This is a genomic window from Arenicella sp. 4NH20-0111, assembly GCF_040366405.1.
Taxonomy (GTDB): Bacteria; Pseudomonadota; Gammaproteobacteria; order Arenicellales; family Arenicellaceae; genus Arenicella.
The window spans coordinates 1-13078 of record NZ_BAABWF010000005.1 but is presented as its reverse complement, the minus strand read 5'-3'; the positions used below and the strand labels follow the sequence as shown (position 1 = coordinate 13078).

Genomic DNA, 13078 nt, shown 5'->3' with positions numbered 1-13078 from the left:
CTTCAATTTTTTATAGGAATACGAGCTTTGACACAAAATTGATCGTCTTCCATCATCGTTTCAAGCCTTGAGGCTGGACCAAATATGAGCGCCAATCTCTTACGAATATTTTCTAGCCCAATACCGGTACTCGCGCCTGTTTTTTGCAATTCTATTGGGACATCGTTACACATGGTTATCGTTATGTCACTGGCGTTTTCATCAACATGCAACCTTATACGGCCGCCGTCTGCTCTTTTTTCAATGCCATGCTTCACGGCATTTTCCAATAGCATTTGCAACATCATTGGCGGGATTGGGTAAGTCATCACGTTATCTGGAACCTGCATCTGAAAATCTATTTTATCTTCAAACTGCACCTCAATCAGATCCGAATATTTCTTCAGTATTTCTATTTCATCCTCAATACTAACAACGTCCCGTGAACTGCTTTGCAAGCCATAGCGCAATACCTCAGACAACGACATCAACATGCGTTCAGCGTCTGTAGCGTTCTCACTGATCATGAACCGTATGTTGTTCAGCGCATTAAATAAAAAGTGTGGGTTTAACTGGTTTGACAAGTTTGTCAGCTGCGCTTCCTTGAGCGTTGTTTGAAGCGTCAGATTAGATATCTCTGCGGCCATTGCGCGCCTAGAAGTGGTGATCGCTAAGTAGGCACCGAACCACGCGCAAATATGAAACGAACTATTGAACCAGTTCCTCAACACGAACTTGATCGCAAAACTCGTTTTACTCAATTCAGGTTCTTCTTCAGCTAGATAGGAGATTACCTCGTCGATATAAAATGGAAACGAAAGGCTCGCCATAAATACAGTCGTGAACAACCCCAAAACCAGAATCGGTAGAATCGAAACCTTTAACAACGACGGAAATCTAAGAGCAGACCATTGATTGCGAATGTATTGCCCTCTCAATAACAATACGGAAATGGTGAATCCAAAACACCAAATAAATGAAGCGAAGATATTGAATACCAACACCTCCGGCGCACCGCTAAAGTAAAACAAGGTACACAGTAAAGTGAACAGAAAACCCACTCCCGCGCAATGGTAGAACCAAAATTGCCGAGATGGCGTTGGGGATACGAGTTTTAGCATTTAAGGCCCATATTTTGTGTCCTGATCATTGTGTGTGGGCCTAGATTCCATCCAACGACTGTATGAGCACAAACACACCGTAATCCAATAGCGTGTTTAAACCGTGCTTAAGTTCTAATAAGCCCAATAGCAACGAATGAGCAATGTGCGTCTTCACTTTAGCCACAGACTCTTCAAGTGTTTCAATGAAACCCACTTCTGACTCCGTAGACTGAGGTTCTACTTGATGCTGACCGGCATTAACTTGAGATCGTGTTTCATGTTCACGTTGAGTCTGGGAATGCACTAAACTCGCCGATAAACCCAGTGCAAACAGGCTCAAAAGCAGCACGACCATTATACGTTGCAGATGACTCATTTCATGTCTCCTCGTGTTTTCTTTGAGCGTGAAGTGTGACGCAAAATATCAACCATGTGTAAAATTGGTGCCGAGCGGCAAATAACTAGGATGAGCGGTTTCTATGCTGCACTAACTAAAATTTGCGTCGGCTCTCCTTTGAGTACTCTGCAATCAAGGCCGACCGTGTTTGTAGACTAATTCGCCGCCAATAACTGTACTTCAGCCAAAACGCCAAGCTACACCCTCAACTACCCCTTAGCAATAATCGGCACCCACCAGCGAATATTCATGTCGCTAAAATGGCGATAGGGCATCGGGAAATACGCAACCACGTCGGGCTTATCATGATCTCGTTCATAGCCCGTTGCGGAAAACCACTCACCATAAATAGCCCGATTTGTTTTCATCGAGTTCCTATAAGAACAGTTAAACTCCGCATACGTCGCTGCAGGCACTTGGTGAGACTCAAATGATGGTGATGCCGCATCAGAACTACACTCGACGCCGAATACGTCAATAAAATTATCATTTTTACTTTTGTCTTCGGGAAAGTACGCCGTCAGCAAAGGCGCACCCGAGACCGAACCAGGCCGCCCCCTATTCAATTGGCTCAGTTCCTTATACTCGCTGGAGCCAACGTATTCTTTCCAAAATTTAGGCCCACTCTTGACAAACTCATCAAAATTGAACTTTTTACTTTTTCCTACGATGTTGAAGGAAGGTCTTTCTAAGATTGTATAATCCACGATGTCATTACCACTCTTTTCTATGGGGAAAGAGACTCTTCGATGAGTCGCCATTTTCGCCTGCGATGATCGAACCACACTCGGATTGTCACCGTGCACACGGCGAAATGCTCGCGTAAACGCGTTGGGCGAGTCATAGCCATATTTCGATGCGATTTCCATGACACTCATTTGAGTGCTCACAAGATCCACCGCCGCTAAAGTAAATTTACGTTTTCTTATGTAATCTGAAACCGTAATGTCGAAACAGGATAAAAACACCCTTTGAAAATGAAATTTTGAACAACTCGCCACCTTAGCAAGGTCGTCAATAGAAATACGACCATCGAGATTCTCCTCAATATACGCAATCGACAAATTCATTCTCTTCTCTAAACTCATTTCATTAAGCCTCCACACGAGACTGAACAGTAAATGGCGAGTCGAAGCGCGTCTCACCTTTTTGTGCTATTTCATGAGCCGCGTACATAAATCCTTAATATATGGCCTGGTTGCGCTTTTTTGGAACCAGTTTGATTAGACAACGGGAGGGGCTTTCAGTATCACGGCATAAATAAAGCTCAAAGGCGAGCTGACAAAAGAGCCTCCATCACAGCGCTCACGCCGTTAAACTGGCACTTTGTTTTGACAAAAGATAAAGTGTTGCTAAGCGCGATCTAGCACTAGTTTAGGGCCGAAAGTCTACGTGGACCCCCACTACAAAAACGCTCTACTCTAAGACACTACAGCTCAATCAAAGAAGCTAAAGGATAACCTGAAAAATCTTTCGTTCGCTCTAGTATAATTAATGTGTTCATTTTACCTATACCAATGCCGCTTTTAATAAGCTCGTCACTGGCACGGTTGTAACGTCGAACATCTGTACACACGAACTTTAACAAGTAATCGTAGGCACCACTAATTTTATAACTGTCTGTTACTTCAGCGACCTTGCTGATTGCCGCATCAAACTTTTCAAAATCTTCGGGCGCATGATTCTCCAAGGTAACCTCGGCAAACGCTTCCACGTGAGGAGCGAGTTTCTCCAGGTCTATTTCCGTTATATACCGCTTAAGAATCCCCTCAGACTCAAGGCGCTTTACTCTACTTAAACAAGCACTGGCTGACAGATGAACTTCTTCGGCTAATTGCTGATTTGTGATACGTGCATTTTTTTGCAAGATAGAGAGTATCTTTAAATCAGTTTTATTGATTTTACTTAACTCGTTCATAGTTTATTCCTGCATGGATTAAATCGCTAAGGACTGTTTTTTAACCAGAATTTCAATTCAAATTTATCACGGCAAAGTTTAACGCGTTCCGCATAAATTCTTGTAGTGATTTTGATTAAAGAATCATATATCAAATTCGGTCTCTGCGCTCGTTTTGCTCTAAAGCTGTGCTAACGTAAAAATATAACAGCCCAATAAAACGAGGACACCTTGGCATGGTAAACCACCACAAAGACTTAAAACAACTGGATGCCAACAGCATTTTACACCCTTCTACTAACGCAAACGAGTTCGCAAAGACTGGCTCTCGAATCATGCAGTCTGGAGAAGGGATTTATTTACACGATACGGATGGTAACAAATTAATCGATGCGGTCGCGGGCCTGTGGTGCGTGAACGTTGGATATGGTCGCAATGAGCTGGCTGATGCCATGCACAGTGCTGCCACAAACATGGGCTACTACCATACGTTTACGGGCATGTCGAACGTACCGCAAATAGAGCTAGCCGAGCGCCTTTTAGAGTTAGCGCCGGATAATATGTCCAAGGTGTTTTTCGCCAGTGGCGGCTCAGACGGCAACGACACTCTCATGAAGATTGTTTGGTACTACCACAATTTGATCGGCAAACCAGAAAAACGCAAAATCATTTCGCGCTGGCAGGCTTACCATGGCACATCCATTGCTACGGCCAGCTTGACAGGCCTACCCTCGTTTCATAAGGACTTTAATTTACCCATTGACGGCGTCCTTCACACCGAATCACCGGACTATTTCCGGCACGCATTAGAAAATGAAACAGAACGAGAGTTTTCTGTGCGTAGAGCAAAAGAACTCGAAGAGCTTATATTGCAACACGGCCCCGAGACTGTCGGTGCATTCATCGCCGAACCGGTATTGGGCGCGGGTGGCGTCATTACTCCACCAGAAGGGTATTTCGAAGAAATTCAAAAGGTAACCCAAAAATACGACCTTCTTTTTATCGCCGACGAAGTCGTGTGTGGATATGGTCGTCTTGGTAAATGGTGGGGTAGCGAAGTCTATGGCATCGAGCCAGACATGATTACCACGGCAAAAGCATTGACCAGCGGGTACTTTCCATTTTCAGCGTCTTTTATCACCGAAGAAATATGGGATGTGATCAAGCAAGGGTCTGCCAAATACGGCAGTTTTGCGCACGGCTACACCTACGCAGGCCATCCCATTGGCGCGGCTGTGGCGATGGCTAATCTAGACATTATAGAAAGCGAAAACCTAGTGACACAGTCAAGTGTTCATGGCGCTTATTTTCACCAGAAGCTTGAAGAATCTGTCGGTAAGGAAAATCACGTTGGGCAAATCAGAGGACAGGGATTGTTAGCCGCGGTTCAAATCATGAAAGACGCCAACAGCAAGACCTTCTTTGATCCGGCGACCAAAATCGCACCGCAGGTGACGGTAGAGTGCTACAAAAATGGCCTCATCGCTAGGCCGCTTCCTTCCGTGGACTCGGTGGCATTTTCCCCACCACTGATTACCACTAAGGAAGAGATTGACCAAATAGTGGACATATTCTCTCACTCACTGAACAAAGTTATAGCGGCTCAGTAATCTGTGATCACCCTTCGGCATTAGGCCGAAGGGTGTTTCTGTTATTCAGCGTTGAAATAGACTTTACGACTCGCGCTCAAACCAGATCTGGTCTAGCGCTTTACGCTCATTCGGCACTTCGACCTGAGCCTGCTCTTGCGTAAGCTGCGCCAACTTGCCTATGGTAAACCCCATAATCACTTCTTGGGTGTCGGTATCTATACCAAGATAGTCGGCGGCTTTATCAGCGTGAATGCCACCCATACCGTGTGTGTACAAGCCTTCCATTCTCGCCTGTAACGTCATGCCCATCCAAGCCGCTCCTGAGTCAAACTGAGCAAACGCATTGGGCTTTCCATTATGCTCAAAATTCTTCTCGGCGACCAAAAAACCGATCACACTGGTGTCTTTTGCCCACCCTTGGTTTCCTTCAACTAACAGATCCAAAAATTCGGCAAATGAATTCTCGGTAGAGGTATAGAAACGCCAAGGTTGCGCATTAAAACAAGAAGGGGACCAGCGCGCTGCGTCAAAAATTCGTTTCAATACATCGCCTTCAATGGCTACTTTTTCAAACGCTCTTGGCGACCAGCGTTCTACAAAAAGTGGCGCTACTCCGGTTTGAGAGTCTCGGGCGGAAAAATCAAGTTTGTTTGTCATAACAAATTCTTTCGAATAAATGGTTTCATCAAAATTAGAGGTCATTGCGGAACAATCATCGTTGCAAACGTCATTGAATTGGCCCCTAACTACGTACCAGACAATGATACCAGCTCACGCGGTTTTAACGCACTCAATACACGTAGAAGGCGTCAAGTTTGCAGGCCTGACACAAACTCACTGACTTGGGGCCGAGTATTCAGATAAGTAATCGTTGTTGAATCAGCACGAGGCAAAAAAAAGCCGCCCGTTTTACGGGGCGGCAAACCTGTGAAAAACAAAGGTAAATCTATACTGCCGAATCGAACTTAGCTTTTTGATATCGTGCTTTCAAACCCAGTACTTTGGTATTACGCTTGAACCAAGATGCGATTGAATCGCCCATCACCAACAACGACGGGACCAACACCAGGGTGACAAAGAAGGCCACTAAGAGAGCGAACGCCAGTGATATGACGGTCGGTTTCAAAAATGCCGATTGGCTGGATTGCTCTAACATCAACGGAATCAAACCGATGAACGTAGTAACAGACGTAATCAGAATGGCCCTAAATCGAGACTTGCCAGCCTCAACGATGGCATCACGAACTGAAAGCCCTCGATCCAAAAAGGACTTGTACGCGTCGACTAAGACCAAGTTGTCATTAATAACCACCCCAAAAGCCGCAATCACACCAAAAAAGCTGAACAGTGAAAAAGACTCATCCATCACAAAGTGTCCCAATACCGCGCCGGCGTAAGCAAACGGCAAAGCGATTAAAATAACCACTGGCTGAAAATAGCTTTTGAATGCAATGGCTAACAGAAACAACACCGCAACAAACGCTATTAAACCCAGCCTGCCCATTTCGGCTCCAAACTCCGCTTCAGCGACTTGCTCACCCACGGCGGCTCTGGTCAAGCCTGGATATTTCTGTTCCAGTTCAGGGAAAAACTCATCGTTAAGCTCTTTCATGATTTCATCACGAACGGGCTCTTTTAAGTACGCTTGCACACGGCCAGCTCTGAGTCCATCCCAGTGTCTGATTTCCTTCAAACCAGGACCGTAGGAAACGTCCACCACGGAGGTCAATGGTACCTCACGGCCGTCGGTTGTTCTTATTCTGAAGTGTTTAAGACTTTCTAATGAGTTACGACTCTCTCGCGGATAGCGAACCATAACGCGAACGTCTTGTGACGCTCTAGGTAGACGCTGTACTTCCTCACCGAAGTAAGCCTGACGCACCTGACGCATTACTTGACTTAACGTTAAACCGAGCTGTTCAGCACCGGGTTTAAGGTCAAAACGCAACTCTTCGCTAGCGCTATCAAGATTATTCGACACGTCGTAAAGCGCACCAAAGCCTCGCAACTTATCGGTAATTTCATCAACCGCTAACTGTAATTGCTCCAAGTCTGGATGACGCACGGAAATGTCCATATCAGGGCCACTGCTGTCGATCGAATAGCCCACTCGGACATTTTTCGCCTCCGGCACATCGCCTATACGTTCGCGTAGGTCCAACGCGACTTCTTTCGCTGACATTGCTCGAACTTCGTTAGGCGCTAGCTTCATGATGGCAATCACACTGTCTCTGCGAGCACGGGTGTACCAGTTTTCAATCACTTCATTGCTCTCGCCTTCTTTGGCATTGGCTTTAACATCCGCCACCATCGCCTTTTGAGCCGTCTGTAACTGAGCTAGGATTTCCAGCGCCCGGTCATACGTAGTGCCCTCTCGAAGGTCAATCCAGATATCCACCTGCTCCCTCTCAACTTCTGGGTTGAACGAGGACCGGACATAGCCGTTAGCCATCAAGCCGAATACCACCACAATAAAGAAAGCTAAGAACGCCATGGTGGTAATGACGGGCTTACGCAAAACTTTTTCTATAAAAGCACCGTACTTAACTTGGCCAAACCACACAATGCCTTCTGCGATGCGATTTTGAAACTTAGCCAGACGGTTGTTCGGTTCAACGGGCTTCATCTTCGATAAGTGAGCCGGCAATATAAACAGCGATTCAATTAGAGAAAACGCCAATGCCAAAATAACCACCCACGTAATCTGCCGAGTAAACTCCGACGTTGCGCCGCTGACAAACAACCATGGTAAAAAAGCAATAATGGTGGTTAACACACCGAAGATCACGGGCTTAGACACCCTGAAAGCGCCATCACTCGCTCCAGCAAGCCCTAAGTTACCTCGTTCAACTTCGGTGTGAATTCGTTCACCAATAATAATCGCGTCATCCACCACGATTCCAAGAACCAGTAAAAATGCAAACGTAGACAGCATGTTCAAAGAGACGCCCAACATTGGCATGAAAACAAACGTACCAGCGTAGGCCGTAGCTACGCCCATGGCGACCCAAAAGGCAACCTTGGGACGTAGGGTAAGAAACAGCACCATAAACACAAGAATCAATCCCGAAAACGCCGCTGAGCCGATGCTCGACATTCGAGAATTAAAATCCACAGCCGCGTCTTGCCAAAGGGTTAGGCTCACGCCTTCGGGAAGATTCTTCTTTCGCTTTTCCATCCATTCGTGAATGGATTCGGACATGGTGACCACGTCCATCACTTCGCTGGACATCACCTGAACTAAGGCCGCCGGTTCGCCGTTAAGGGACGCGAGAATTTCGTTCTCCTCAAAGCCATCGATTACCTGAGCGACATCACCAACGGTAATCACACCACCTTCAGGAAGTTGCTTAACCACAATGCTAGAAAAATCCAACTCACTGTCCGCCAAGTTATTGGTGCGTAAGGTGTATTCCCCGCCTTCCGTTCTAACGTTACCGGCCGATAGATTTATCGACGAAGCCCGAATCGCTTGGGCTACCTCTGCGAAGGAAATTCGGTATCTGCGCAACGCACTTTCACTCACCTCAATGGATATTTCTTCTGAACGCGTGCCAAATATTTCCACAATTGACACACCGTCAAGCTGCGCTACTTCGCGCCTCATCTCGTCGGCTAGGCGCTTTAACGTCGCCTCACCCACGTTACCATGCACGGCAACGCGCATCATTTCTTCGCGATTAACCCATTGACTGATTCTGGGTTGCTCAATGTCTGGCGGCAAACTGCTGATGCTTCTCACACGGCTGGTCACATCGTCCATCACCGACGCAAAGTCCGATGAGTTTTCGGCCATAATGAATACGCCGCCCCAGCCTTCACCAGACTCGGACCTAACCCAATCGAGGCTCTCGAGGTCTTTGAGTGACTCTTCGATTCGAGAAACCACCTGTTGCTCTACGTCGCGCGGGCTGGCTCCAGGCCAACTGACAATCACCTGCATTCCAGGAAATGGAATGGTAGGGAAAATCTCGCGTTCCAATCGGTTGAAGCCGAATATGCCGGCGAGAATAATCGCAACCATTAACAGATTGGCAGCTACATGATTATCTGCCCACCAACTTATTAAACCCTTCATCGTTTATTCCTCAATTTGGTTCGACTGATCGTCAATTAGCTGTGGCTGGCGGTAAGTACTTCCGTCGAGTTATCGTCAGAAGCCCCTGTTTCACCATCAGTAAGTTGCTCAACCTCTGCATTCTCTTCAACCTCAGGTGACGCTTCTGATACCTGCTCGGTTTCAACAGCCTCGTCCGTGGATTCGCCGACGCTGTCAGCCACAGTCTCTGCAACAGAGTCTGCGTCCAATGGCTCATCATTTTGTTCTTCTTTCACAGCCTGTTCAGTCGCTTCGGTTTCAGATGACGACTGGGTATCAGCTTCCGTTTCGCTTGCGTCGGCGATTACTTCCTCTTCGCCGCTGGCGACCAATTTAATTGGCATGCCTTCATATGCACCAGGGACCGATGACGTAATAATCATTTCACCGATGTTAATTGTTGACGCATCTTGCGCAACAATGACCTTGTCCATAGACGTGTAAACCACCTTCACTCGCTTTAACTTAAGCTCATCATTATCGTAGGCAAACACCTGATTACCATTGCGCAACGCGGTTCTTGGTAATTCTATGCCAACCAACTTTTTGGGCGACGCTAACTCAACATCAACAAATAAGCCGGGCACCAAAGGAATTGAATCAGCACCGTCTTTTTGAAAAGGTTGATCCACTACGACAGTGGCAAACAGAAGCCTGGTTTGACTATCGACACTGGCGTCTACGCTTTTCACAAAACCCTGCCACATTTGCTGTTGGTCACCGAACAGCGTTGAAACCGTAGCCGGAATACCCTGAGTACCGGTGCCTTGAGAAGAATAGCCAAGCCTTAGGCCAAGCTCACTAATTTGTACGTCGGTCATGGGAATGCGCACTTCCATGGCATCGGTGGCGAACACTCGCCCTATGCTAGAACCCCTTGACATAAACTTACCTAACTCGGCCGACTTGCTCATAATGCGGCCTTTAAATGGCGCGCTAATTCTGGTTCGATCGTAGTTTAATTTGGCGGCGGCCAATTCCGCCTGAGCGGCGTCAAAACGAGCTTTGGCTCGATCTATTTGAGGCTTATTCAACAGCAACGGGTTAGCCTGCTCAATGGGCTTGCCTTGTAAGTCGCTCCACTCTTTAGCTTTATTGACCGACGTTGCAATTTCCACGTCCAAATCCACTTGTGCTGACGCCACACTGGCTTCCGCCGACTTGAGTGCCACTAAGTAATCGGAATCATCGATTTGAAGCAGCGTTTCCCCCGCCTCGAACTCCCCGCCTTCAATGAAGCGATCAGAAACCGACATCACCTTGCCTGTCACTTGCGTCACAAGTTCGATGTTGGTTTTGGCTCGCACTTCACCCTGAAACGTTGAATAAACCGTTTGCTCTTTTAGTTGAGCCTCCGCCGTTCTAACAACCAAGGGCGGCTTTTTGGTTTCTTCTTTTTCCGTTTCCGGCTTTAACGCGCCCAACCCAACAACAATGGCTACTGCGCCTACAACCAATCCTGTACCGAGCAAAAAGGGCTTAAATTTACCGAGTGTCATAATCCGTTCCTATATACCTTGTGGAATCTAAAGGTCTGTCCGATGAAAAACATCAAAAGGACAGTTGTCTACTAAATAACGACGAAACCATTATTTTAAAGGCTTAAAGTCGTTGTTCTTGTTTGTTAGATGCAAGGAATACGCATATGGATTCAAAAAAGAGAAAAAAAGTTTCACTTTTTTGAGATGCGGTAAATAACGAAAACTCCCTCAATTAACATGACCGAATGCAATCACGCCCTAGGCTCAGTTTTAATGGCCATCGAATAATCAAGGTCCGTCGATTAAGTCATCAAATGGGCTGGCCGCCGTCAACTTTTGTGCATGAAGAACGTGCGTATAAATCTGTGTGGTACTCACACTTGCGTGTCCGAGTAACCGTTGGAGCTCACGAATAGTAGCGCCTTGCTCTAACAGATGGGTGGCAAAGGAGTGCCTAAAGCTATGGCATGCGCCGTCTATTGTAATTCGGCATTGGTGCAGGGCATACTTAATGTGTCTGTTAACTGATCGGCTGCTTAAATGATCGCGAACCGGCAACCCAATTGTGTCATCAAACTTCAGAGCCTTAGACGGAAACAAATATTGCCAAGCAAAACTCTTACTTTTATGACTACGCTTTAGAACAACGGCCGTTGGCACAAAGACGTGTCCCCTACCAGCCTGCAAATCCGCTTTGTGCATCTGCGCAACCCAGTGCAATTGGAGTCTGATTGATTCATGAAGGTGTTTAGGCAAAACGGTCGTTCGCTCGCGCCCTCCTTTAGCGTTACGGACGTAAATTTGGCTCCTATCGAAGTCAATGTCTCTTACTCTTAACGACACCGCCTCCCCCACCCTCAAACCACTGCCATACATGATGGATGTAATCAGCTGCCAAGGCGCCACTAACGAGGCCAATATAAGTTTTACCTCATTCCTCGAAAACACAACAGGCACTTTTTTGCTGTTCTTAGCGCGCGTTACCTGAAGCTCGCCCAACGGCATGTGCAAGAATTGGTTCTACAAAAAGGACAGTGCGTTTAGCGCCACTTTTTGCGTACTGACCGTCACGCCATTTACGATTGCCAAGTGATGCAGAAACTGTTCAACGTCTGCGGGTGATAAGTCTTTTGGGTGAGTCAAACCGTGGAATTTTATAAACCGTTTTACCCAGCTCACGTAAACCGACTCTGTACTCACGGAGAGACCGCGCTGACGAATGAATGCTCTTAAACGATGTATGAATTTTTGAGGGTGCCGAGGAATAGGCACACGCCCGTCTGCCACTTTTGCCATGTGATTCGCTCCTTGAATCAGTTGATACGCTCAATAACTATCGCATACAATGAAAAAAAGGCAAATACTAGGACTGTCCGTATAATGGAAAAAGGGAAATTATTTAAAAATCATGTACTTAGAGCTAACAGTGGACTTTTCAATCATTTTTTCCGCCGTACCTGTAAAAAGTTGGGCCAGAAATAAATGAATGAATTCAAAAACTTAAACAGTTCGAGTGTATTACTCGGACAAAAAATACTAGGACACCGTGTCCCAAAAGAAAACTGTTATCTTTATTCGAGAGGTGAGGTAAATTGAAACTAATCGTATTTATTTTTATGTTGGTGTTTCTTATTGGTTGCGTTTCTGGAAGTAAGCATCCTTATTCATGGCAAAGTGTTAGTGGAAGTTCTCAAGATGTAGAGAAAGATCTAACTCTATGTGTAGAACAAAGTATCGTCGCTGTTGGAAACAAACCTCGACCAGAGCCTGATATTGGTTTTAGCCTGCACACAGGTCGAGATTTAGGAATGTTAGCTGCACGCCGTCGAAATATAATTGCACTCGAAAAATGGGAAGAAAGAAAAGAACTAAGCACTAGAAAGTGCATGAATGATAAAGGATATACAAAGCTTGAAAGTCCAAAAAGATAACAAGAACCAAAACGCTGCCTTCGGCAGTTCGGACGCGTTTCAACGCGCCCGTTTGCTTGGCGTTAGTTTTACTATGAAGTCATTTTTAAAAATAGGAATAGGATTTTTCTTTGGCTGTGTATTTATCACACTTGTATTCGCTTATTGCTTCTATGACGTAATCGTCTATGATGAATGGAAAGATAATGAATATGTTCAGAGTCAAGTTGAATCTGATGCATGGCAAAGGATTTCAGATCAAGATTATTTAGGAGCAATAGCCCTATATAAAAACCTAATAGATCAACAATCTACTGATGACTCTTATCTTTTCCTTAGCAACCCTAGTTATGAAAGATTTATTTTCGAAGGGCAGTTAGCTATTTTGTACAAAAAAATAGGTGATACTAAATCTTTCAATACCTCTGTAAAAACCTGTTTATCTTTGTCGGAAGAAGCGTTGGGTAAAGCTGTTGTAAATGAAAGTGAATTATTTTTTTTACTATTAAGAACACCAAGAATAGTAAAACTGTGAAAATGAAAACTAACAAGTTGCCTAAATTTACTCCGCCAGCAAGCTGGCTCCGCGGGACGCGTTTATCAACGCGCCCCTTGGCAAG

The 13078-nt window shown here is 45.7% G+C and carries 12 protein-coding genes; 3 read left to right on the top strand and 9 right to left on the bottom strand.

Going from position 1 to position 13078, the window contains the following annotated elements; all coding sequences use genetic code 11:
* Nucleotides 1-2: 2 nt before the first annotated feature.
* The 4 genes from ABWW54_RS11520 to ABWW54_RS11505 all read right to left on the bottom strand — a co-directional run bounded on the left by ABWW54_RS11520 (nt 3) and on the right by ABWW54_RS11505 (nt 3397).
* Nucleotides 3-1100 (bottom strand): sensor histidine kinase, encoded by a 1098-nt coding sequence (locus tag ABWW54_RS11520; RefSeq protein WP_353412411.1) that lies wholly within the window; start codon nt 1098-1100, stop codon nt 3-5.
* Nucleotides 1101-1140: 40 nt separating this feature from the next.
* Nucleotides 1141-1458, bottom strand: coding sequence for a hypothetical protein (locus ABWW54_RS11515; protein WP_353412410.1), 318 nt, complete (start codon nt 1456-1458; stop codon nt 1141-1143).
* 230 nt (nt 1459-1688) lie between these two features.
* Nucleotides 1689-2549 (bottom strand): helix-turn-helix domain-containing protein, encoded by an 861-nt coding sequence (locus ABWW54_RS11510; RefSeq protein WP_353412409.1) that lies wholly within the window; start codon nt 2547-2549, stop codon nt 1689-1691.
* A 359-nt stretch (nt 2550-2908) separates the two neighbouring features.
* Nucleotides 2909-3397 (bottom strand): Lrp/AsnC family transcriptional regulator, encoded by a 489-nt coding sequence (locus ABWW54_RS11505; protein ID WP_353412407.1) that lies wholly within the window; start codon nt 3395-3397, stop codon nt 2909-2911.
* 215 nt (nt 3398-3612) lie between these two features.
* Here ABWW54_RS11505 and ABWW54_RS11500 point away from each other — a divergent pair, with 215 nt between their 5' ends.
* On the top strand, nt 3613-4986 hold the full coding sequence (locus ABWW54_RS11500) for an aminotransferase (protein WP_353412406.1): 1374 nt from the start codon (nt 3613-3615) through the stop codon (nt 4984-4986).
* A gap of 63 nt (nt 4987-5049) precedes the next feature.
* Here the strand turns inward: ABWW54_RS11500 and ABWW54_RS11495 are convergent, their stop codons facing one another.
* The 5 genes from ABWW54_RS11495 to ABWW54_RS11475 form a co-directional block, all read right to left on the bottom strand.
* On the bottom strand, nt 5050-5625 hold the full coding sequence (locus ABWW54_RS11495; protein WP_353412405.1) for a nitroreductase family protein: 576 nt from the start codon (nt 5623-5625) through the stop codon (nt 5050-5052).
* A gap of 289 nt (nt 5626-5914) precedes the next feature.
* Nucleotides 5915-9046 (bottom strand): efflux RND transporter permease subunit, encoded by a 3132-nt coding sequence (locus ABWW54_RS11490; protein ID WP_353412404.1) that lies wholly within the window; start codon nt 9044-9046, stop codon nt 5915-5917.
* Between the two features lie 35 nt (nt 9047-9081).
* Nucleotides 9082-10566, bottom strand: a complete 1485-nt coding sequence (locus tag ABWW54_RS11485) for an efflux RND transporter periplasmic adaptor subunit (protein WP_353412403.1) — start codon at nt 10564-10566, stop codon at nt 9082-9084.
* A 270-nt stretch (nt 10567-10836) separates the two neighbouring features.
* A complete protein-coding gene (locus ABWW54_RS11480; protein ID WP_353412730.1) occupies nt 10837-11553 on the bottom strand; it encodes a tyrosine-type recombinase/integrase in 717 nt (238 codons plus the stop codon).
* A 15-nt stretch (nt 11554-11568) separates the two neighbouring features.
* Complete coding sequence (locus tag ABWW54_RS11475; RefSeq protein WP_353412402.1) at nt 11569-11844, bottom strand: site-specific integrase; 276 nt, start codon at nt 11842-11844, stop codon at nt 11569-11571.
* Nucleotides 11845-12140: 296 nt separating this feature from the next.
* On the opposite strand from ABWW54_RS11475, the gene ABWW54_RS11470 reads away from it, so the two are divergent.
* Nucleotides 12141-12479, top strand: a complete 339-nt coding sequence (locus tag ABWW54_RS11470) for a hypothetical protein (protein WP_353412401.1) — start codon at nt 12141-12143, stop codon at nt 12477-12479.
* Entirely contained in the window at nt 12439-12993 is a 555-nt protein-coding gene (locus ABWW54_RS11465; protein WP_353412400.1) for a hypothetical protein, read from the top strand. The genes ABWW54_RS11470 and ABWW54_RS11465 overlap by 41 nt, the downstream gene beginning before the upstream one ends.
* The last annotated feature ends 85 nt before the right edge of the window (nt 12994-13078 follow it).